At 72.0% G+C, this 19,592-nt stretch carries 23 protein-coding genes; 5 read left to right on the top strand and 18 right to left on the bottom strand.

Annotated features, from left to right (window positions below; translation table 11 throughout):
• Positions 1-17: 17 nt before the first annotated feature.
• The 4 genes from ACZ6K0_RS00295 to ACZ6K0_RS00280 all read right to left on the bottom strand — a co-directional run bounded on the left by ACZ6K0_RS00295 (position 18) and on the right by ACZ6K0_RS00280 (position 4,821).
• Positions 18-2,087, bottom strand: coding sequence for a HelD family protein (locus ACZ6K0_RS00295; RefSeq protein ID WP_469228904.1), 2,070 nt, complete (start codon positions 2,085-2,087; stop codon positions 18-20).
• Between the two features lie 60 nt (positions 2,088-2,147).
• Entirely contained in the window at positions 2,148-2,777 is a 630-nt protein-coding gene (locus ACZ6K0_RS00290; protein WP_376411064.1) for a TetR/AcrR family transcriptional regulator, read from the bottom strand.
• Positions 2,778-2,847: 70 nt separating this feature from the next.
• Positions 2,848-4,092: a GNAT family N-acetyltransferase gene (locus tag ACZ6K0_RS00285; RefSeq protein WP_469228901.1), complete on the bottom strand. Its 1,245-nt coding sequence runs from the start codon at positions 4,090-4,092 to the stop codon at positions 2,848-2,850.
• 84 nt (positions 4,093-4,176) lie between these two features.
• A complete protein-coding gene (locus ACZ6K0_RS00280) occupies positions 4,177-4,821 on the bottom strand; it encodes an RsiG family protein (protein WP_376411058.1) in 645 nt (214 codons plus the stop codon).
• Between the two features lie 129 nt (positions 4,822-4,950).
• Here ACZ6K0_RS00280 and dtd point away from each other — a divergent pair, with 129 nt between their 5' ends.
• Complete coding sequence (dtd, locus tag ACZ6K0_RS00275) at positions 4,951-5,376, top strand: D-aminoacyl-tRNA deacylase (protein WP_376411055.1); 426 nt, start codon at positions 4,951-4,953, stop codon at positions 5,374-5,376.
• 18 nt (positions 5,377-5,394) lie between these two features.
• On the opposite strand, the gene ygfZ is transcribed toward dtd, so the two are convergent.
• The 6 genes from ygfZ to ACZ6K0_RS00245 form a co-directional block, all read right to left on the bottom strand.
• Entirely contained in the window at positions 5,395-6,360 is a 966-nt protein-coding gene (ygfZ, locus tag ACZ6K0_RS00270) for a CAF17-like 4Fe-4S cluster assembly/insertion protein YgfZ (protein ID WP_376411052.1), read from the bottom strand.
• 10 nt (positions 6,361-6,370) lie between these two features.
• Entirely contained in the window at positions 6,371-6,808 is a 438-nt protein-coding gene (locus ACZ6K0_RS00265; protein ID WP_376411049.1) for a Fur family transcriptional regulator, read from the bottom strand.
• A gap of 42 nt (positions 6,809-6,850) precedes the next feature.
• A complete protein-coding gene (locus ACZ6K0_RS00260; protein ID WP_376411046.1) occupies positions 6,851-7,423 on the bottom strand; it encodes a heme-binding beta-barrel domain-containing protein in 573 nt (190 codons plus the stop codon).
• A 235-nt stretch (positions 7,424-7,658) separates the two neighbouring features.
• A complete protein-coding gene (locus ACZ6K0_RS00255; RefSeq protein WP_469228898.1) occupies positions 7,659-8,594 on the bottom strand; it encodes a hypothetical protein in 936 nt (311 codons plus the stop codon).
• Positions 8,591-9,430 (bottom strand): hypothetical protein, encoded by an 840-nt coding sequence (locus tag ACZ6K0_RS00250; protein ID WP_469228896.1) that lies wholly within the window; start codon positions 9,428-9,430, stop codon positions 8,591-8,593. The genes ACZ6K0_RS00255 and ACZ6K0_RS00250 overlap by 4 nt, the downstream gene beginning before the upstream one ends.
• Positions 9,431-9,447: 17 nt before the next feature.
• The gene (locus ACZ6K0_RS00245) at positions 9,448-10,230 is read right to left on the bottom strand and encodes a hypothetical protein (protein WP_376411037.1); all 783 of its coding nucleotides are present in this window, start codon (positions 10,228-10,230) and stop codon (positions 9,448-9,450) included.
• 103 nt (positions 10,231-10,333) lie between these two features.
• On the opposite strand from ACZ6K0_RS00245, the gene ACZ6K0_RS00240 reads away from it, so the two are divergent.
• Positions 10,334-10,696, top strand: coding sequence for a DsrE family protein (locus tag ACZ6K0_RS00240; protein ID WP_024756301.1), 363 nt, complete (start codon positions 10,334-10,336; stop codon positions 10,694-10,696).
• 16 nt (positions 10,697-10,712) lie between these two features.
• On the opposite strand, the gene ACZ6K0_RS00235 is transcribed toward ACZ6K0_RS00240, so the two are convergent.
• From ACZ6K0_RS00235 to ACZ6K0_RS00200, 8 genes are all read right to left on the bottom strand, one after another.
• Positions 10,713-10,979, bottom strand: a complete 267-nt coding sequence (locus tag ACZ6K0_RS00235; RefSeq protein ID WP_376411033.1) for a DUF3099 domain-containing protein — start codon at positions 10,977-10,979, stop codon at positions 10,713-10,715.
• 252 nt (positions 10,980-11,231) lie between these two features.
• Entirely contained in the window at positions 11,232-11,519 is a 288-nt protein-coding gene (locus ACZ6K0_RS00230) for a DUF1416 domain-containing protein (protein WP_017242395.1), read from the bottom strand.
• Positions 11,520-11,570: 51 nt separating this feature from the next.
• A complete protein-coding gene (locus ACZ6K0_RS00225; RefSeq protein ID WP_376411030.1) occupies positions 11,571-12,416 on the bottom strand; it encodes a sulfurtransferase in 846 nt (281 codons plus the stop codon).
• Between the two features lie 161 nt (positions 12,417-12,577).
• Positions 12,578-12,658 (bottom strand): putative leader peptide, encoded by an 81-nt coding sequence (locus tag ACZ6K0_RS00220; protein ID WP_350497993.1) that lies wholly within the window; start codon positions 12,656-12,658, stop codon positions 12,578-12,580.
• Positions 12,659-12,917: 259 nt separating this feature from the next.
• Positions 12,918-13,604: an LmeA family phospholipid-binding protein gene (locus tag ACZ6K0_RS00215; RefSeq protein WP_469228894.1), complete on the bottom strand. Its 687-nt coding sequence runs from the start codon at positions 13,602-13,604 to the stop codon at positions 12,918-12,920.
• A 114-nt stretch (positions 13,605-13,718) separates the two neighbouring features.
• The gene (locus ACZ6K0_RS00210; protein ID WP_469228892.1) at positions 13,719-14,948 is read right to left on the bottom strand and encodes a hypothetical protein; all 1,230 of its coding nucleotides are present in this window, start codon (positions 14,946-14,948) and stop codon (positions 13,719-13,721) included.
• Positions 14,949-14,958: 10 nt separating this feature from the next.
• A complete protein-coding gene (locus ACZ6K0_RS00205) occupies positions 14,959-15,213 on the bottom strand; it encodes a MoaD/ThiS family protein (protein WP_376411021.1) in 255 nt (84 codons plus the stop codon).
• A 45-nt stretch (positions 15,214-15,258) separates the two neighbouring features.
• Complete coding sequence (locus ACZ6K0_RS00200) at positions 15,259-16,083, bottom strand: alpha/beta hydrolase (protein WP_376411018.1); 825 nt, start codon at positions 16,081-16,083, stop codon at positions 15,259-15,261.
• A gap of 239 nt (positions 16,084-16,322) precedes the next feature.
• On the opposite strand from ACZ6K0_RS00200, the gene ACZ6K0_RS00195 reads away from it, so the two are divergent.
• The 3 genes from ACZ6K0_RS00195 (at position 16,323) to ACZ6K0_RS00185 (ending at position 19,585) form a co-directional block, all read left to right on the top strand.
• Positions 16,323-17,171: a response regulator transcription factor gene (locus ACZ6K0_RS00195; RefSeq protein WP_376411015.1), complete on the top strand. Its 849-nt coding sequence runs from the start codon at positions 16,323-16,325 to the stop codon at positions 17,169-17,171.
• Between the two features lie 24 nt (positions 17,172-17,195).
• Complete coding sequence (locus ACZ6K0_RS00190; protein ID WP_376411012.1) at positions 17,196-18,221, top strand: LacI family DNA-binding transcriptional regulator; 1,026 nt, start codon at positions 17,196-17,198, stop codon at positions 18,219-18,221.
• 203 nt (positions 18,222-18,424) lie between these two features.
• Positions 18,425-19,585, top strand: a complete 1,161-nt coding sequence (locus ACZ6K0_RS00185; protein ID WP_469228889.1) for a S1C family serine protease — start codon at positions 18,425-18,427, stop codon at positions 19,583-19,585.
• The last annotated feature ends 7 nt before the right edge of the window (positions 19,586-19,592 follow it).

The raw sequence follows: 19,592 nt of genomic DNA, 5'->3' as shown, positions 1-19,592 counted from the left end.
ACCGGCTACGGCTACAGCTACGGCGCCAGGCACTCCGGAAGGTCCTCCGCGTGCACCAGCGCCAGCCGCGACACGGCACGGGTGAGCACCACGTACAGCCGGTTCGCCCCGCGGGCCTCGGCCGCCACGATCGCGGCCGGTTCGACCACGACGACATGGTCGAACTCCAGGCCCTTGACGGCCGTCGCGGGCAGCACGGTCACCCGCTCCCCCGCCCCGCAGCCGCGCACCGCCTCCTCCACCCGGCCGACGAGGGCGTCGGCGGTGATCACCCCCACCGAGCCCTCCGCCGCGAGCCCGGCGCGCACGGCCTCACGGATCACGACCGGCAGGTCCACGGCCCGATCAACCCCCGTGGCCCCCGTCGTCCCCTTGGCCCCCGTGGCCCCCGTCATCCCTGTGGCCCCCGTGGTCCCCATGGCCCGGTGGACCGTCACCTCGCCGTCCGTACGGACCGACCGGCCCGCCGGCACGTCCGTGCCCAGGTGCGGCAGGAGCCGGTTCGCGAGGTCCACGATCGCCGCCGGCACGCGGTAGCCGAGGGTCAGCGGCACCACCGGCGCCTCGGCCCTGCCCAGATGGGCCAGTTGCTCGCGCCAGTCGCGGGCGGCCCACGGGGTGGTGCCCTGGGCGAGGTCCCCGAGGACGGTGAGCGAGCCGAAGGCGGTACGGCGGGCGATCGCCCGGCACTGCATGGGCGAGAGGTCCTGGGCCTCGTCGACGACGACGTGACCGTAGCTCGCGGGACGCTCGATCAGCCCCGCCAGCTCGTCGAGGAGGACGAGATCGGCGGCGGTCCACCGCGCCGAGCGGTACGAGCGGGGCGGCCGCACCCAACGAATCGCCGCCACCTCATCTTCCGTCAGCCCGCCCTCCACCGAAGCGACCCCCGCCGGATCCGTCAGCACCTCCGCGAGCACCTCCTCCGGCGTCGTCCTCGGCCAGCACGCGTCGAGGAACGCGGTCACCGCCCGTGCCCGCTCCACGCGCCGCGCCCAGGCCGCGCCCACCGCCCCCGCCCGGCGTTCGGCCCGGAGCTGGAGGGCCCGGACGACGCGGGCGCGGACCCGCTCGCGCCCGGTGGCGTAGGGCGGCGCCTCCTCCCGTACCGCCTCGACGATCGCGGCCAGCTCGGCGGCCGGCACCCGCCAGTGGTAGGAGCCGTCGGGGACGGCGAGGTCGCCCGGCGGGACCGGGACGACCCTCCCGTACAGCGCGCGGTGCAGCACTCCCGCCATCCGGGCGTCGTGCTTGACCAGGGCCGCCGCCTCCCCGTCCTCGGCCCGGACGGGGTACAGGGCGAGCTCCTCGTCGAGGGTGGCCTGGCGGACGCCGGTCTCGCCGAGCGAGGGCAGCACCTCGGCGATGTACGACAGGAACGCGCGGTGCGGGCCGAGGACGAGGAGGCCGGAGCGGCGGATCCGCTGCGGATGGCTGTAGAGGAGGTACGCGGCCCGGTGCAGGCCCACGGCGGTCTTGCCGGTGCCGGGCGCGCCCTGCACGCACAGCGAGGCGGCCGGGTCGGAGCGTACGAGGTCGTCCTGGTCGGGCTGGATGGTGGCGGCGATGTCCCGCATGGGGCCGACCCGGGGCCGCTCGATCTCCCCGGCGACGAGCGCGCTCACGGCCTGCGCCCCGCCGTCCGCGAGACGCTCGTCCTCCAGGGCGGTGAGGTCCTCGGTCGCGCCCCGGCTGTGCGGGGCCCAGCCGAAGCGGCGGCGCCGCAGGACGCCCTGCCGGTCGTGGGCGCCGGCCTGGTAGTAGGCGCGGGAGACGGGTGCGCGCCAGTCGACGACGAGCGGCGGGGCGGCGGGGTCCTCGGCGATCCGGCGGCGGCCGATGTGATGGGTCTGGCCGTCCTCGCGGTCGAGGCGGCCGAAGAACAGCGGGCCCGGCGGCTGTTCCCCCATCTCCTTGGAGCGGCTGCGGAGGTGGAAGCCGAGGGCCTCGGCATCGGCGCCGGACGCGGCGACGTCCTCGCCGGTCACGACCTGTTCGGCGACGTCCTCGGCCATCCGGGTCAGGGCGGCACGGCAGGCGTCGTGGTGGGCGCGTTCGCGGGCGAGCTCAGGGTCCAGTGACGTCATTCCGACAAGACTAACGGAAAACGTTACCGAGTAACGTTTTTTACTCGTTCACGAAAAAACTCAGTACGGAAGACCGTCCCGCAGCGCCCGGAACGCCCGCCCCGCCGCCGCCACCGCGTCCGCCGCCACCTCCCCGGCCGTCTCACCGCCCGCGATCCGGGCCGTGTTCTCCTCGGCGAGGACCCGCAGCACGGCCACGATCTGCCCGGCCGCGACCCGCGCGTCCAACGGATCGCCGCCGAGCGCCTCCGCGAGGGCCGCCTCCGACCGCGCCCGGTACGCGTGGAGCCGGGCGACCAGGGAGGGCGTGCCGTACAGGAGCCGGTGGTAGGCGAGCACGGCCGGGTGATCGCAGAGACCCGTCACCGGGTCCTCCCGGTCGAGCCCGTCGAGCAGGTGCGCGTACAGCGCGTCGAGCGGCGCGGCGCCGGCACGGCGCCCCGCCGCCACCACCCGGGCGGCCTCGTCCTCGTGGTCCGCGAACCGGTGGAGGACGAGGTCCTCCTTGGCCGGGAAGTAACGGAAGAGGGTCGGCTTCGACACCTCGGCGGCGGCGGCCACCTCCGCGACCGAGACCGCGTCGAAGCCCTTCTCCAGGAAGAGCGCGACGGCGGCGTCCGACAGGGCCTGCCGGGTGCGCTCCTTCTTCCGTTCGCGCAGCCCGGACGGCTCCGCTGCGTCCGAGGTCATGAGTGGGTCCCTCTCAGAAGATCCGGATTCAGAAGATCCGCATTCAGAAGATCCGGATGCGGATCAAGGTTCAGAAGATGTCGGGCGAGAACGGCCGCAGCGGCGTACGGAACAGCAGGTCGGCGCGGGCGCTCGCACCCGGCGTGAGCTCCTCGACGCGACCGAGGCGGGTGAGCCGTACCGCCGACTCGCCACCGAACGCCAGCGTCCCCAACTCCGCGATGTCGAGGGCGAGATCGGCGGATTCGGTGGTACGGACACAGGCCGCGCCCGCCGGGGAGGCGTCGAGGCGGTAGCGCCCGCCCGCCAGATCGTCCGCGTCCCGCAGGTCGAGGACGAGGCTCCCCTCCACCGGATACGTCCGGCCCTCCAGGACCCGGACGACGTCGAGGACCCGGACCCACAGCATGTCGACGTGCGCCAGCGTCTTCGCCGCGCGCGGGTCCGGCAGGAGCAGCGGCAGCAGGTCGTCGGGCGCCCGGAAGCCGGAGCGGATCCGGGTGATCCAGTCGATCGAGCAGACGTACCGCCAGAGAGCCTGCTCGGCGGCCGGGGTGACGGCGATCAGGTCCCGCACGGACGCCGTGGTCACCGGCTGCTTGGTGTCGTCCCACTTGTCGTCGGCGGAGTAGGCGACGAACCCCTCCACCTCACCGGAAGCGGAGCGGTGGACGGCGTAGAAGGGCTCCTTCCACGGGTCGATCTGGTACCCGAGACCGGTGCCGACCTCCCAGCCGCGCGTGGTGCGGTCGGTGACCCCGGCGCGGACCCCGGCGAGCCGGCGGTGCAGCTCGGGACCGATCTTGCGGATCTCCTCGCCGTCGGTCAGCTCGATCCGTCCGCCGTCCTCCGGACGGCCGGTGCGCCGCGGGTCGAGCCCGGCCCGCGGTATGTCCACGCTCCACTCGGTGGCCCAGCTCGCCGGGCCGAAGCCGTACCGGCCGTAGATCGGGTACTCGGCGGCGATCAGCGTGGCGATCGCGTCGCCCCGCTCCTTCGCGGCGGCGAGGTCGGCGCTCATCATGCGAGACAGCAGCCCCTGACGCCGGTGCGTCGGGGAGACCGTGACCTGGGTGATGGCGTCGGCGGTGAGACTGCCCCCGCCGACCGTGCTGACCTCCTGCCGGAACGACCGGAGGGTGGCGACGACCCGGTCCCGGTCGAAGCCGGCCAGCGTGCGTGCGAGGTCCGCGTTCGCCAGCCGGTCGGCGACCAGCCCGTCGGGGGTGTGGGGCGGTCGGAGGAACCCCGTCAGCAGGGCACGGAGCCAGCCGGGGAAGTCGGACTCCGTCACGGCGCGCACGTCGACACTCATCCCCCGACCCTACGCAGCGCCGAGCCGGACCCGCACCCGGGTTTCGCCGGCCCGGCTGCCACCCCCCGGGTACCCGCCCTCGCGTCAGGCCAGCAGGTCGTCGACCTGTGCCTCGCCCTCCCGGTAGCGGCGGGCGATCTCCCCGCTGCAGTCGTCGGCGGTCCGCTGGAGGTGCTGCCGCCGGCGCGAGATCTGCTGCTCGTACCCCGCGAGCCGCCCCATCGCCGTGTGCAGCTCCTCGTCCGTACGGGCCGTCAGGTCCGACAGCTCGACCTCCGACAGCATCTCGGACGCCAGCCGCCGGTACTCCTCGCCGCGCGGAGTCGACAGCGTCACGTGCCGCGCCGAGGTCCGGTGCCGCGAGGGCGCGTCGGCGAGGATCTCGGAGAGCCGGTCGAGGACCGGGGCCTCCGGGTCGGTCCGCCGCGCCAGCTCGGCCCGCAGGATGTCGATCCGGCCCTGGAGCATGCGGCGTACGTAGCTCAGGTCGGCCTCGTCGCTCTGCGCCTCCCGGCGCAGCGCGCGCAGCTCGGGCAGCCGCAGCGCGCCGAGGTCCGGCTGCGTCCGGTCGGCCAGGGCGGGCTCGGTGGTCCGCTGCACGGGCGGACGGCCGATCGGGCTTCCGCCCAGGCCTCCGCTCACGCTTCGTCCCACACCTCCCCCCGCGCTTCCGGCGCGGAACAGCGGTACGGGGCCGGACGGCGTCGGCCCGGTGCCAGGTGCACTCATGAGAATCGTCCCCTCGACCGGTGCGGAGCCGCACCGCCTGACAGGCATCGTGCCACTCCCACCCGTGCACGTGCAGGCGCTCTGCACCCGTTCGGCCCCCCGCGATTCCCGGCCGGTACGTTGGGAGGCATGCGAGCTGTGGTGCAGAGAGTGGACGGCGCGAGCGTCGTCGTCGCAGGGGAGACCGTCGGAGAGATCGTCGGCGAGGGGCTGTGCGTCCTGGTCGGGGTCACCCACGACGACACCCCGGAGAAGGCGGCCCAATTGGCCAGAAAGCTCTGGTCCGTCCGGGTGCTCGACGGCGAGAAGTCCTGTTCCGACGTGAACGCGCCGCTCCTGGTGATCTCTCAGTTCACCCTCTACGGAGACGCCCGCAAGGGCCGCCGCCCCACCTGGAACGCCGCCGCGCCCGGCCCGGTCGCCGAGCCCCTCGTCGACGAGGTCGTCGCGCAGCTGCGGAACCTGGGCGCGCGCGTGGAAACGGGCCGCTTCGGAGCGGACATGCGCGTCTCGCTCACGAACCACGGCCCGTTCACGGTCCTCCTGGACGTGTAAGTCCCAGCGGCTACAGCTCTACGGCTCGACGACCGTCTCCTGCGCGGCCGCCGTGTTCCCGACGAGCAGCGGCGCGTCCACCGGGACGTTCCGCTTCACCAGGGCGAGGGCGATCGGCCCCAGCTCGTAGTGGCGGACGGCGCTCGTCACGAAGCCGAGCTGCCGGCCCTCCTCGCCGTCGGCGGCCAGCCGGATCGGCGCACCGTGCCCCGGCAGCAGCACCTCGCTGCCGTCCAGGTGCAGGAAGACCAGACGGCGCGGCGGCTTCCCCAGGTTCTGCACGCGGGCGACGGTCTCCTGCCCCCGGTAGCAGCCCTTCTGCAGGTGGACGGCGCTGCCGATGAGGCCGACCTCGTGCGGAATGGTCCGGTGGTCGGTCTCGAAGCCGAGCCGCGGCCGGTGCGCCTCGACGCGCAGCGCCTCGTACGCGAGGATCCCGGCGGCCGGACCGTGCGAGGCGGCGAAGGCCTCCAGCTCGGCGCGGGGCAGGAACAGATCGCGGCCGTACGAGGTCTCCCGCACGACGGCCCCCTCGGGGACCGCGGCGATGGAGCCGGCGGGGAGGTGGACCATGGCGATGTCGTCCGTGCGGTCGGCGACCTCCACCCGGTAGAAGAACTTCATCGACTCCAGGTACGCGACGAGCTCCGCCCGCGTCCCCGGCTCGACGTGCGCCCAGAGCGTCTCGCCGTCGTCGACGAGGTAGAGGGCGTGCTCGATGTGCCCGTTCGCGGAGAGGACGAGCGCCTCGGTCGCCTGCCCGGGCGGCAGGTCGGTCATGTGCTGGGTGACGAGCAGGTGCAGCCAGCTCAGCCGGTCGTCACCGGTGACGGCGACGACACCGCGGTGGGAGAGGTCGACGAAACCGGAGCCGTCGGCGAGGGAGCGCTGCTCGCGGAACAGGTCACCGTAGTGGGCGGCGACGCCTTCGTCGCGGCCTTCGGCGGCGACGGCGCCCGGCAGGGACAGCAGAGGGCTCTTCATAAGGGAAAGCCTACGACTCGGCGTCCGCGGCCTTCCTGGTGCACTCCGCACACCGCCCGAAGATGGCGAAGTGCTTCATGTCCGTCTCGAAGCCGAAGGTCTCGCGGAGCTTCCCGGTGAACTCGGCGGCCACCTCGACGTCCGCCTCGATGACCTCCGCGCAGTCCCGGCACACCAGATGCAGATGGTGGTGCCGGTCGGCGAGGTGGTACGTCGGTGCCCCGTGCCCCAGATGCGCGTGACTCACGAGCCCGAGCTCCTCCAGGAGCTCCAGGGTCCGGTACACGGTGGAGATGTTCACGCCGGACGCGGTCCTGCGGACCTCGACCAGGATCTCGTCGGGCGTCGCGTGCTCCAGCGCGTCGACGGCCTCCAGGACAAGCTGCCGCTGCGGCGTCAGCCGATAGCCGCGCTGCCGCAGGTCACTCTTCCAGTCGGTGGTCACCACGCCCTCCAGTGTAGGAGGGCGCGGCGCGCCACCCCCAGGTGTCTAGCGGAAGAAGGCGATGCCGTCGTCCGGCAGGTCGCCGAGGTTGCGGGCCATCTCCGCGACCTCCTCGGGCGTCACGACCTTCTTCAGGTGCGCCGACATGTAGGGGCGGAGCGGGACCTCGGGGGTCGCCTTCTCGCCGACCCACATGAGGTCGCTCTTGACGTAGCCGTAGAGACGCTTGCCGCCGCTGTACGGGCCCGAGGCGGCCGTGCGGGCGACGGCGTCCGTCGCGAGGTCGATCTGCGGCTTCTGGTCGGCGAGCTCGCCGTACCAGATCTCGACGATGCCCTCGTCGCGGACCATGACGACCTCGACCTTGCGGTCCTTGTCGATGCGCCAGTAGCCGCTCTCGCTCTCCAGCGGACGGACCTTGTTGCCGTCCTTGTCGAGGACCCAGGAGTGCGAGTGGTACTCGACGAAGTCCCGGCCGTCGTGGCTGAACGTCACGGACTGGCCGAAGTTGCACTTCTCGGCGCCGGGGAAGTCGGAGACACCCGCGCCCTCCCACGTACCGAGCAGGAACGCGAGGGGGACGAGGTCCGGATTGAGGTCGGACGGGATCTCGATCATGAGCAGCTCTGGCGTTCTCTAGAGGTGGGTTAGCGCTGGCCCTGGTACAGCTTCTTCACAGCCAGTCCGGTGAAGGCGAGCACGCCGACAGCGACGAGGACCAGCAGAACTTCGAAGAAAATGATCACAGAGTGCTCCTCGGCTGAGCGGTGAAGGCGGAACGGGCCGGACCCCAGCTTAGTGGGCGGGGGCCCGGCCCACTCTGTGAGGTGGGTCTAGCGACACACGGTGGCGATCAGCCGAGCAGCTGCGCCTGGAGGGCGACGGTCTGCTGGAAGGGCACGGCGAGCGCCTCGCCCTTACGGGTCTGGGTGACCAGCCCGAGGGTGTCGCCGGCCTGGATGTACGCCCACCGGGTCTGCTCGGGTCCGTACGGCTTCCGCTCGTCGAAGGCGTACAGGGAGAGGGAGGGCACCCGGACGTCCTTCAGCAGGGTGTCCGCCGTCTCGCCGTCGACGCCGGCCGGGAGCCTGCTGCCGCGTACGCCCGTGTCCAGGACGTCGTCCTTGAACGCCTCCGCGAAGGCGACCGACGTGAACCGCATCAGGTACACCCGGGTCGTCGTGCCGTCCGGCGTCGTCCAGCCGCGGGCGGCGATGTGCCGCAGGGCGGAGTCGGCCAGGGCCTCCTTCACCGCGACCCGGTCGTCGGCGTGGAAGTGCGCGAGGTAGGTGTCGAGGCCGATCCAGCCCCCGTTCAGGCGGGGGTCGACGGTGGCGCCCTCCGGGGCGGGCAGCACGAGCTTGCGGAGGTCGGCGTGGTGGACCTCGCCGCCGTTCCCGTCGGAGTACGGACGCGGGACCCCCTCGGGCAGCGCCGGCAGAGCGATCCTGGGGTAGGTCCAGCGGCCGTCGGACTCGGTCGCGAGACCGGGCACCTCGTCGCGCTCCATGGACGTCAGCCCCAGGGCCGTACCGGCACCGACGCCGCCGCACACGAGCACCGCGGCGGTCCAGCGGGCGATGGCCGCGAGCAGCGGCCGCCGGGACTTCTTCGGCGCGGGGGCGGGTGCGCCTTCGGGTGCCGGTACGGCTTCGGCCTGAGGCACGGACGGCGCGGGGATCCGGGGCTCGACCTGGGCCTGGGCCTCGACCTGAGCTTGGGCCTCGGCCTGCGGCTCGGTCTGGGTCTCGGTCTGCGGCTCGGTCTGGGTCTGGGTCTGCTCGGTCATACGTACTCCCCCGGGGACTCGATGTGGTCGAGCTGCTGCTTGAGCAGGTCGGCCACGGCCGCCCGGTCGAACGGCTTGGCTCCCGCCGCCGTGACCGAGACCATGACCTCGGAGTCGTAGGCGACGCAGACCATGCCGTCGAGCTGCTCCTCCCGTTCCTTCTTCTTCAGCGTCTTGTCCTCGGGCATGAGGTAGCAGGCGGCGTTCCGGTGGTCCTTCACCTTGGGCCCCTTCGGGAACTCCAGGAACTCCAGGACCTCCTTGCGGAGCCGGAAGCTGTCCTTGATCCGCCTCTTGTCCTTCATCCGCGTGATCTGGACGGAGACGACGGCGGCGTCGCTCAGGTCCGCGAAGGAGCGGACCGCGATGCCCTGGATGCCGAGCCGGTCGACGTCCTTCTCGTACGCGCGCCGCTTCTTGCCGGAGAGGCCTTCGCCCTCCTGCTTCATCTGCGCGACGGCCTCCGCCTCGCCCAGCTCGCCGTCGTTCCCGAACAGCTCGTGGTCGGGGCCGAGCTCGTACCCGGGAGGCACGGGCAGCAGCAGCTTGCTCAGCGGCGTGTCCGCCTTGCCGCGCGCGGCGGACTCGGCGGCCGGGTCCGTGTCGCTCGCGGTCGAATCCGCCGGACCCCACACCTCCGTCGGCGCGGTGCGGTCGGCGGAGGAGACGGTGACGGCGGTGTACGTCACGCCGCCGCCCGCCGCGCCGAGGACCAGTACGGCGGGCAGGACGACCCCGAGCAGGGTGCGGCGCACGCCGCGCTTCGGCTGCCGCGGGGCCTCGGCGGCGGCTTCACCGAGTGGAGCGGGCGCGATGGTTTCGATGGGTGCGTTCACGTCGTTCCGGTCCTCAGTCACAGGCGCCCCAGCTGTCGCTCGGCCAGCGAACGGATGTCCTTCTCCGCGATCTTCTTCGTGTCGAAGATGAAGATCTCGACCGCGATGTCGCCGCGGTGGAAGTAGGCCCTGGCCTCGTAGAAGTCGAGGTAGCCGGCCTCCCGCCGCACGGGGAAGACGTAGTAGCGCCCGTCGCCGGAGCCCTTGAGGGCCTCGCCCTCGTCCTCCGCGTACTCGTCTTCGGTCATGTAGCCCTGCTGGTCCTCGACGTGATCCTGCGCGCCGAGTTCGTCGCCGGGGCGGTACTGGATCAGGCGGACCTGGCTCAGCCGCTTCTCGCCCGTCTTCCAGGACGTGACCGCGACGCGCCGGATGCCCAGCTCCAGCTGGTAGCTCAGCGCCTCCCCGGCCCGCTCGAAGTCGGAGGCGTACTCGCGGACCGACATCCAGCCGTCGCGGTCTCCGAACTCGTCCTTCTTCGCGCCCGCGGGCTTCGGGACCAACAGCTTCCGCAGGTCGCCCTGCGCCTTGGCCTGACGGTCCTCCGAAGCAGGGAGCGGATCCGGCGCCTGCCCCTTCGGGAGAGGCTTGGGATAGGCGAGGGCCGGCTGGTTCAGCGGCGGGAGCGGCGCCGGTTCGCGCTGAGCCTGGACGCCGTATCCGACCGCCGTGCCGCCGACGAGGCCGAGGACGGCGGCGACGGCGACGAGCCCGACCGTACGGAGGGCACGGCGGCGCGGTCGTACGACCTCGGACGGCGGCACTATTCCCTGATCAGGGATGATTTCTTCGTTGTTCAACAGTCCCCCCACGAGACCTGAATGGCGGATTCCGTAACCCGCGCACCCAACTGACACGCGAGAGCCGCAGGGGGTTGCCGTGCCGCGCATTACAGTTCGGCATATGGCGAAGAAGCTCGTGATCAAGGTGACCGCAGGGGCCGACGCCCCCGAACGCTGCTCCCAGGCCTTCACGGTGGCCGCCGTCGCCGTCGCCAGCGGAGTCGAGGTCTCGCTCTGGCTGACCGGCGAGTCCTCGTGGTTCGCCCTCCCGGGCCGCGCCGCCGAGTTCGAACTGCCGCACGCCGCGCCCCTGCCGGACCTGATCGACTCGGTCCTGGCGGCCGGCCGCGTGACGCTCTGCACGCAGTGCGCGACCCGCCGCGAGATCACGGAGAAGGACGTCCTGGACGGCATCCGCATCGCGGGCGCGCAGGTCTTCGTCCAGGAGGCCATGGCGGACGAGACCCAGGCCCTCGTCTACTGATTCCGCAGGCGAGTACTCAGCGCTCGCGGTGGCGCTTCTTGCCGTCGAGTTCGTCCCACCACTCGTCCGACTTCGGGTCCCCCGAAGGGTCGTCCCACCAGCGGTCCTCCGGGCCCCGGCGGTTCGCGACCATCGCGGCGAACGGGGGGATGACCATGGCGACGACGCACATCCCGATCGCCACCGGCATCGAAAACAGCCGCACGACGGCCCAGGCGCCCACGAAAAGCACCAGGCAGGCGCCCATCATCCAGAAATAGACGTGGCGACGGCGTGCGTACACCTCTTCAGCGTACGTCCGAGCGGGCCGGCCGTCACCGGCGCCGAGCGGCACGAGGGGTGCGGACGGAAAGATGACCGGAGGGCCGTGCCTCAAGTCCTGGAAATGGCGTCCAACCCCCCAGGAGGCACGGCCCTCCGGCCGGTATACGAGGCTTCGCGCTGAGCCGGACTCCGGCGGCCGGAGGCCGACGCAGCGGCTCGAAGCCTGTGAGGCGCCCCCGGCGCCGAGCGGTGCGAGGGGCGCGTCAGAGAATCAGACCGCGATGGCGACCTCTGCGAGGCCACCCTTCTGCGCCACGACCTGGCGGTCGGCGGTGCCGCCCGGCACCAGGGCGCGGACGGTCCAGGTGCCCTCGGCCGCGTAGAAACGGAACTGTCCGGTGGCGGAGGTCGGGACCTCGGCCGTGAACTCGCCGGTCGAGTCCAGGAGGCGGACGTAACCGGTGACGGGCTCGCCGTCCTTGGTCACGAAGCCCTGGATGGTGGTCTCACCGGGCTTGATCGTCGAGGCGTCGGGGCCGCCGGGCTGCGCTCCACACATGGTGTTCTGTCCTTACGGTCGAGGGGTCCGGAGAAGGGGAGGTCCGGAGGCTTACTTGTTGGCGCCGAGCTCGATCGGCACGCCGACGAGGGAGCCGTACTCGGTCCACGAGCCGTCGTAGTTCTTGACGTTCGTGACCTCGAGCAGCTCGTGCAGGACGAACCACGTGAGCGCGGAGCGCTCACCGATGCGGCAGTACGCGATGGTGTCCTTCGCCAGATCGACCTGCTCGTCCTCGTAGAGGGCCTTGAGCTCGGCGTCCGACTTGAAGGTGCCGTCGTCGTTGGCGTTCTTCGACCACGGGATGTTGCGGGCGCTCGGCACGTGGCCGGGGCGCTGCGACTGCTCCTGCGGGAGGTGCGCCGGGGCGAGCAGCTTGCCGGAGAACTCGTCGGGCGACCGGACGTCGACCAGGTTCTGGGCGCCGATCGCGGCCACGACGTCGTCGCGGAAGGCGCGGATCGAGGAGTCCTGGGCCTGGGCCTTGTACGCGGTGGCCGGGCGGGCCGGCACGGCGGAGCCGTCGACCAGGTCGCGGGAGTCGAGCTCCCACTTCTTGCGGCCGCCGTCGAGGAGCTTCACGTCCTGGTGGCCGTAGAGCTTGAAGTACCAGTAGGCGTAGGAGGCGAACCAGTTGTTGTTGCCGCCGTAGAGGACGACCGTGGTGTCGTTCGCGATGCCCTTGGCCGAGAGGAGCTTCTCGAAGCCCTCCTGGTCGATGAAGTCGCGGCGGACCGGGTCCTGAAGGTCCTGGGTCCAGTCGATCCGGACGGCGTTGCGGATGTGGTTCTTCTCGTAGGCCGAGGTGTCCTCGTCGACCTCGACGATGACGACCTGCGGGTTGTCGAGGTTGGCCTCGACCCAGTCCGCGTCGACCAGGACGTCGCTGCGAGCCATGCTGTTCTCCTCCGGGGCAGTGTGCGGCGGTGTGGTGCGGTTGGTGCGGGTTTGTGATGCGGTACGCGTCGTCGCGTGGCGTACGACGTGCGTACGGCTGCACAGGTCGGCCCCGACCGCGGTCGAAGGGCCTGAAGGAATACGGGAGTCGGTGGTCCCGCTCAGACTGAGCGACAGAGCATGGCGGCGACGCGGCACAGGTCTACTGCCCGCCGCTTCGTGAGATCCGCCTGTCGCTTCATGCCCTCGATCGTAGGGACGGACAGGCGGCCGTGTCACCGGTGTGTCGTATTTTGAGACGCGATCGTCCGAGATGCGAGACGTGATCACCGCAGGGGTCGGCTCCGGACGCCTCCGCACAGAGGTGTCCGGTTCGCTTTCTGCGGATCGGACGGTGGTGTCTCACCATGTGATCAGAGGGGTGGCAAAGGACCCGCTCAAGGCCTCCCGGGGCCCGCTCGGGGCCCTGCCGGGGCCCTCCCGAGGCCCCTCCCAGGGGGCTCAGCCCGCCAGGGCGATGTCCTTGCCCGACACCGCGACGGCGAGGCCGTCCGGCCTGGCCTCGACCTTCTCCACCTTCATCCCGGCGATCAGCCCGATCGGCCGCTGGAAGTCGGTCCGCTCGCGGACCAGGCCCTCGACGCCGGGAATGCCCTCGCCCGGCACCTCGTCCGCGCGGACCTTGATGGTGTCGCCGTTCACGACGGTCACGGTCGACAGGACCGAGCGGGTCAGCTTGCGGCCCATGATCTCGATCCCTCCGGTGACCTTCACCTTCCCGTCGCCGCCGTAGGCGACGGTGGCCTCGCGGTCGGCGGCGGCCGTGAGGTCCGCGTACGAGATGAGGGCGGTGCCGGACGCCGAGCCCGCCCGCGCGCCCGACCAGTCGCCGGTGACCGTCACGTCCCGGAGCGAGGCCGTCAGTTCGGCGATGTTGATCTTCCGGCTGCCGGCCGTCGCCTCGACGTCCTTCGCCACCACGTCGACCTCGTCGAACCGCTTGTCCGCGACCTGGGTGAGGAAGGGGAAGCCCTTGATGTCGATCTCGATCGACTTGCTGCGCGCCCCCGAGAGATTCACCCGGCTCGCCGCCTCCGACTCGGCGTACGCCACGGCGAGCCGGTCGATCCCGACGAGCACCCCGCCCAGCACGACGGCCACGATCAACAGAATCCGCAGTGCTCGCATGGGCTGTGCGTCCCCCCGATAGACAGATAGGCGTTCGACTAAGCGTTCGGCCCCCCGACACGAAGATCGACGTGTCGAGGGGCCGGTTGGTTCCCGTGCCGCTGCCGGCCCGGATCAGGCCAGGGCGCGGCCCAGCAGGTAGACGGCGGGCGCGGCGGCCGTCAGCGGCAGCGCGATCCCCGCGGTCATGTGGACGAAGCGCGACGGGTAGTCGTAGCTGGCCACCCGCAGGCCGACCAGCGCGCAGACCCCGGCCGCGAGACCGACCAGCGCACCGGAGGAACCCAGGTCGTTCAGCCCGCCGGCGGCGATCCCGGCGCCCGCGCCCGCGAGGAGCGCGACGATCAGGGAGACCGGGCCGGGCAGCGGGAGCGCCCGGGCGACGACGGTCGCGGCGACCGCGATCCCGCCGACGACGACCGCGTCGGGCGCGGCGCCGAGGTGCCCGGCGGCGACGACCGTCAGCGCGGCCGAGGCGATGCCGGCCATCAGGCCGTACATGCGCTCGTCCGGGTCGGCGTGGCTGCGGAGCTGGAGGACGAGGCAGAGCAGGACCCACACGCCGAGCGTGCCCAGGATCGCGGCGGCCGCGTGCTCCCGGCCGGTGGCGAGCAGGGCGGCGTCGGCGACGAGACCGCCGGCGAAGGCGAGGGCGATGCCCTGCCGGGCGGGCCACATGCCGTTGAGCCGGAACCAGCCGGCGGCGGTGAGGCCCTGGAGCAGGACGAGCGGGACGAGGAGCCCGTACGGGCCGATCGCGGCGCCGCCGGCGAGCAGCAGGCCGAGGACGGCGGTCAGGGCCGCCGGCTGGAGCCCGGGCTCGATCACGGGCGAGCGGCCTTCGGCACGCGCGCGCTGGGCGTCGGTGATCCGGGTGTTCCCGGAGGTGGTCGGCGACGAGTAGCCGGCGGCGGGCGCCGCCTCGGCCACGGGCTCCGGCGCGTACGCCGCCGGTACGGGCGTGTCGTACGCCACGGGAGGCGCGGGTGCCACGGGAGCAGCCGCCTGGGCCGCCGCGTACGGCTGCTGCTCGTACGCCACGGCGCCCTGCGGCGCCAGGTACGCCGTGTTGTCGTAGGCGGGCTCGTAAGCGGGCTCGTAGGCCGGCTGCGCGTACGGATCCTGGTACGGCGCCTGATAGGGCGCCTCGTACGTCACGGGCTGCTGCTGCGGCTGCGGCTGCTGGACCGCGGGCTGGAACTGCGTGTCCCAGGTCTGGCCCTCCCACGTCTGCGTGACGTCGTGGCCCTGCTGCCCGTGGCCCTGCTGCCCATGGCTTTGGTGCCCATGGCCCTGCTGCCCGTGCCCGTTCGCGTACGGGTCGTACTGCTGGTCGTTGCTCATGCTGTGGGGTTCACCCTCCTGCGAACGGGGGGAGCACCTCGACCGTGCCGCCCTCGGCAAGCCGTACGGTCTCATGGCTCCGGGTGCCGACGGGGTCGCCGTCGATCAGGAACGAGCACCGCATCAGGACCCGGACGAGCTCGCCCGGGTGCTTCTCGCGGGCCGCGTCCAGGGCCTCCGCCAGGGTCTCGGCGGTGTACGGCTCCTCGGCGACACCGGCGGCGGCCTTGGCCGCGGCCCAGTAGCGGATGGTTCCCGCTGCCATAGCGGCGCTCCCTTCGTTCGTGTGCGCGCCGCCCCCCATGATGGGCTATCGGCGCGTGAGCCAGTCCCCCAGCCGGGCGAGCAGCTCCTCGTCCGCCGCGTTCTCGGCGTGGCCCATCCCCCGCTCCAGCCAGAGCTCCGCCGCGCCGCCGCCGGCGGCGGCCAGCGTGCGCGGGTGGTCGAGCGGGAAGTACGCGTCCCGGTCGCCGTGCACGATCAGCAGCGGGACCGGCGCGATCAGCGGGACCGCCTCGACGGGCGAGAGGGGTACGGGGTCCCAGGTCCGCCCGTCGATCCGGGTGCGGAGCCCGTACCGGCCGACCAGCCGGCCCGCGGGGCGGGTGACGACCCAGTGGAGGCGGCGCATCGGGGCCGTACCCCGGTAGTACCAGCGTGCGGGGGCGGAGACGGCGGCCACCGCGTCCACGCGTCCGTCCGTGCCCCGCTCCAGGGCCGCGTGGCGCAGGACGACGGACCCGCCCATGGAGAAGCCGACCGTCGCCACGCGCGCGTGGCCGAGCTCGCGGGCCCAGCGGACGGCGGCGGACAGGTCGAGGACCTCCCGGTCGCCGACCGTGGAGCGGCCGCCGGAGCCGCCGTGCCCGCGGAAGGAGAAGGTCACGACGGCCGCGCCGCGCTCCGCGAAGGCGCGGGCGGCGCGGCGGACGGCGGGCCGGTCGGCCGATCCGGTGAAGCCGTGGGCGACGACGACCGCCGTTTCGGTGACACTTGCACCGGAGGGTTCGTAAACCGCCTCGATACGGACACCGTCATCCGTACGCAACATCACACGCCGTGGATCACGCGGATGGACGGAAGTGAGCGACGAGACATCCACCATATGAAATCGCCTCTCTCCCTCTGAACTCATGTGGGCTATTCTGCTGGGCAGAGGATCCGGGCGACGCAGCCCCCGGGTCCTTTTGCGTTTTCCGACCGTTGTTACGGATAGGTGAACAAAAGCTCTCAGGGCGCGAGAGCGGCCGGTGATCGTACAGATCACCGACCAGTGATCTGTACGAAGCAGTGCACGTCCTCGCAGGGACCGAGGAGGAACCGCGTGATGAGCGAGCGAACGAAGCACGACCGACCGATGGCAGGTGGCGCGGTATGAGCTCTCTGCTGCTCCTGACCAACGCCCTCCAGCCGTCGACCGAGGTGCTGCCCGCACTCGGCCTGCTGCTGCACAACGTCCGGGTCGCTCCGGCCGAGGGCCCCGCCCTCGTGGACACCCCCGGCGCGGACGTGATCCTCGTCGACGGCCGGCGCGACCTCCCGCAGGTCCGCTCGCTCTGTCAGCTGCTGCGCTCCACGGGGCCCGGCTGTCCGCTGATCCTCGTCGTCACGGAGGGCGGTCTCGCGGCCGTCACCGCCGACTGGGGCATCGACGACGTCCTCCTCGACACCGCGGGACCGGCCGAGGTCGAGGCGCGGCTGCGGCTCGCGATGGGCCGCCAGCAGATCGTCTCCGACGACTCCCCGATGGAGATCCGCAACGGCGACCTGTCGGTCGACGAGGCGACGTACAGCGCGAAGCTCAAGGGCCGGGTCCTGGACCTGACCTTCAAGGAGTTCGAGCTCCTCAAGTACCTGGCCCAGCACCCGGGCCGGGTCTTCACGCGTGCCCAGCTCCTCCAGGAGGTGTGGGGGTACGACTACTTCGGCGGCACCCGTACGGTCGACGTCCACGTGCGGCGGCTGCGGGCGAAGCTGGGCCCCGAGCACGAGTCGCTGATCGGCACCGTGCGGAACGTCGGCTACCGCTTCGTCACCCCGGAGAAGGTCGAGCGCGCGGCCGAGGAGGCCCGGGCGAACGAGGCCAGGGCGAAGGACACCCGGACGGACCCCCGTACGGAGGAAGCCGCCCGCACCGCCCGTGTCAAGGAGGCCGACCGGGAAGTCACCCCGGCGGAGGACAGGAACGTGGTGGACGCCACAGTGCGACCTGCCGGTAGGTAGGTCACCCCGCGTAGACTGCCGCGCGTGGCCAAGGTGACGCGGGATGACGTAGCTCGACTGGCAGGTACTTCGACCGCGGTCGTGAGCTACGTCATCAACAACGGACCCCGGCCGGTCGCCCCGGCCACGCGCGAGCGTGTCCTCGCCGCCATCAAGGAGCTGGGCTACCGCCCGGACCGGGTGGCCCAGGCGATGGCGTCCCGGCGCACGGACCTCATAGGCATGATCGTCCCCGACGCCCGGCAGCCGTTCTTCGCGGAGATGGCCCACGCGGTCGAGCAGGCCGCCGCCGAGCGCGGAAAGATGGTGCTCGTCGGCAACTCCGACTACCGGACCGAGCGCGAGGTCCACTACCTGCGGGCCTTCCTCGGCATGCGGGTCTCCGGACTGATCCTCGTCAGCCAGGGCATGAGCGAACAGGCCGCGAGCGAGATCGAGGCCTGGGACGCGCGCGTGGTGCTGCTGCACGAGCGCCCCGAGGCGATCGACGACGTGGCCGTCGTGACGGACGACATCGGCGGCGCCCAGCTCGCCACCCGGCACCTCCTGGAGCACGGTCACCCGTACGTGGCCTGCCTGGGCGGCATCCCGAACACCCCGGCCGTCGGCGACCCGGTCGCCGACCACGTCGAGGGCTGGCGGCGCGCCATGGTGGAGGCGGGCCTCCCGACCGAGGGCCGGCTCTTCGAGGCCCCGTACAACCGCTACGACGCCTACCAGGTGGCCCTGAAGCTGCTCGCCGGCCCGGACAGGCCGCCGGCCATCTTCTGCTCCACCGACGACCAGGCCTTCGGTGTCCTGCGGGCGGCGCGCGAGCTGCGCATCGAGGTGCCGTCGGAGCTGGCGGTCGCGGGCTTCGACGACGTGAAGGAGGCGGCGCTCACGGACCCGCCGCTGACCACGATCTCCTCGGACCGCCCGGCGATGGCCCGGGCGGCGGTGGACCTGGTCCTGGACGACAGCCTGCGGGTCGCGGGCTCGCGCCGCGAGCGGCTCAAGCTCTTCCCGTCGGCCCTGGTCGTCCGCCGCTCCTGCGGCTGCGGCGAGTAGCGCCGAGCAGGACCGCAGGCCGGTACGAGCCCGTGTGATCACACGGGCTCGTCACCACACGGGCTCGGGATCCTCATGGCCCGGGATCCTCATGGCTCGGGATCCTTATGGCCCGGGATCCTTATTTCGGGCATACAGGGTTCTGTCGGGCTTCTCAGCCGGTCCTCAGACGGCTCTCATGTACGGATCCGAGAGTCGTAGCCATGACGGACTTCCAGGAGCAGCAGCCGCAGCAGCAGCCGTACTACCCGCCGCAGCCCCCGAGGCCCCCGTACGCCCCGGCCCAGCCGTACGAGGCGACGCAGCCGATCACCACGGAGCCGGGGACCACGATCTGGCCGTCCGGCGGGCAGGTGCCTCCGTCCGGCGGGCACGTCCCGCCGCCCGTGGATCCACCGGTCGCCGGAGCCGCGGCCCCCGCCCCAGGCGCCGCTCCGGACTCCCGTCGTCGCGCCAAACGCGGGGTCGGGCTGCTCGCGGCCGTGGCCATCGCCGCCGCGGCCGTCGGCGGCGGCACGGCGACCCTCGTCCAGCAGCTCACCTCCGACGCCCCCGCCACCGCCTCCTCGGCCGTGAACGGCACGAACGTCTCCGCGAGCAGCGTGGGGACGGTCGCCGGCGTCGCCCAGGCCGTCTCCCCCTCCATCGTCGAGATCTCCGCGACCTCGAACTCCGGCAAGTCCACCGGCTCGGGCGTGATCATCACCTCCGACGGCGAGATCATCACCAACAACCACGTGATCTCCGGCGCCTCCACGGTCACCGTGCAGCTCAGCGACGGGAAGTCGTACGAGGCCGATGTCGTCGGCACGGACCCCGACAAGGACCTGGCGCTGATCAAACTCCAGGGCGCCTCCGGTCTGAAGGCCGCCGCGCTCGGCGACTCGTCGAAGGTGAAGGTCGGCGAGGAGGTCGTGGCGATCGGCTCCCCCGAGGGCCTGACCGGCACGGTCACCAGCGGCATCGTCTCCGCGCTCGACCGGGACGTGACCGTCGCCAAGGACGATGACGGTGCCGGTGCCGGTGCCGGTGCCGGCTCCGGCCAGGACCAGCAGCAGGGGCAGCAGCAGTACGACCCGCGACAGGGCTGGCCGTTCGAGTTCGGCGGACAGCAGTTCAACGGCGACACGGGCTCGTCGAAGACGACGTACAAGGCGATCCAGACCGACGCCTCGCTCAACCCCGGGAATTCCGGCGGCGCGTTGATCAATATGAACGGCGAGATCATCGGAATCAATTCGGCCATGTATTCGCCCAGTTCTTCGAGCGGTTCCACGGCCGGAAGTGTCGGCCTCGGATTCGCCATTCCGATCGACACCGTGAAGGCCGACCTCGACAGCCTCCGCTCCGGCGGCGGCAACTGAACGGCGC

The organism is Streptomyces sp. NPDC042346 (assembly GCF_055581845.1).
Note: the sequence above shows the minus strand (reverse complement) of the source record. Positions and strands in the feature narration are given on the sequence as shown.

Excerpts from the sequence above, each read along its gene's own strand:
- ACZ6K0_RS00295 (WP_469228904.1), bottom strand. The coding sequence starts at position 2,087 with ATGACGTCACTGGACCCTGAGCTCGCCCGCGAACGCGCCCACCACGAC.
- ACZ6K0_RS00290 (WP_376411064.1), bottom strand. The coding sequence starts at position 2,777 with ATGACCTCGGACGCAGCGGAGCCGTCCGGGCTGCGCGAACGGAAGAAG.
- ACZ6K0_RS00285 (WP_469228901.1), bottom strand. The coding sequence starts at position 4,092 with ATGAGTGTCGACGTGCGCGCCGTGACGGAGTCCGACTTCCCCGGCTGG.
- ACZ6K0_RS00280 (WP_376411058.1), bottom strand. The coding sequence starts at position 4,821 with ATGAGTGCACCTGGCACCGGGCCGACGCCGTCCGGCCCCGTACCGCTG.
- dtd (WP_376411055.1), top strand. The coding sequence starts at position 4,951 with ATGCGAGCTGTGGTGCAGAGAGTGGACGGCGCGAGCGTCGTCGTCGCA.
- ygfZ (WP_376411052.1), bottom strand. The coding sequence starts at position 6,360 with ATGAAGAGCCCTCTGCTGTCCCTGCCGGGCGCCGTCGCCGCCGAAGGC.
- ACZ6K0_RS00260 (WP_376411046.1), bottom strand. The coding sequence starts at position 7,423 with ATGATCGAGATCCCGTCCGACCTCAATCCGGACCTCGTCCCCCTCGCG.
- ACZ6K0_RS00255 (WP_469228898.1), bottom strand. The coding sequence starts at position 8,594 with ATGACCGAGCAGACCCAGACCCAGACCGAGCCGCAGACCGAGACCCAG.
- ACZ6K0_RS00240 (WP_024756301.1), top strand. The coding sequence starts at position 10,334 with ATGGCGAAGAAGCTCGTGATCAAGGTGACCGCAGGGGCCGACGCCCCC.
- ACZ6K0_RS00230 (WP_017242395.1), bottom strand. The coding sequence starts at position 11,519 with ATGTGTGGAGCGCAGCCCGGCGGCCCCGACGCCTCGACGATCAAGCCC.
- ACZ6K0_RS00225 (WP_376411030.1), bottom strand. The coding sequence starts at position 12,416 with ATGGCTCGCAGCGACGTCCTGGTCGACGCGGACTGGGTCGAGGCCAAC.
- ACZ6K0_RS00220 (WP_350497993.1), bottom strand. The coding sequence starts at position 12,658 with ATGAAGCGACAGGCGGATCTCACGAAGCGGCGGGCAGTAGACCTGTGC.
- ACZ6K0_RS00215 (WP_469228894.1), bottom strand. The coding sequence starts at position 13,604 with ATGCGAGCACTGCGGATTCTGTTGATCGTGGCCGTCGTGCTGGGCGGG.
- ACZ6K0_RS00210 (WP_469228892.1), bottom strand. The coding sequence starts at position 14,948 with ATGAGCAACGACCAGCAGTACGACCCGTACGCGAACGGGCACGGGCAG.
- ACZ6K0_RS00205 (WP_376411021.1), bottom strand. The coding sequence starts at position 15,213 with ATGGCAGCGGGAACCATCCGCTACTGGGCCGCGGCCAAGGCCGCCGCC.
- ACZ6K0_RS00200 (WP_376411018.1), bottom strand. The coding sequence starts at position 16,083 with ATGAGTTCAGAGGGAGAGAGGCGATTTCATATGGTGGATGTCTCGTCG.
- ACZ6K0_RS00195 (WP_376411015.1), top strand. The coding sequence starts at position 16,323 with ATGAGCTCTCTGCTGCTCCTGACCAACGCCCTCCAGCCGTCGACCGAG.
- ACZ6K0_RS00185 (WP_469228889.1), top strand. The coding sequence starts at position 18,425 with ATGACGGACTTCCAGGAGCAGCAGCCGCAGCAGCAGCCGTACTACCCG.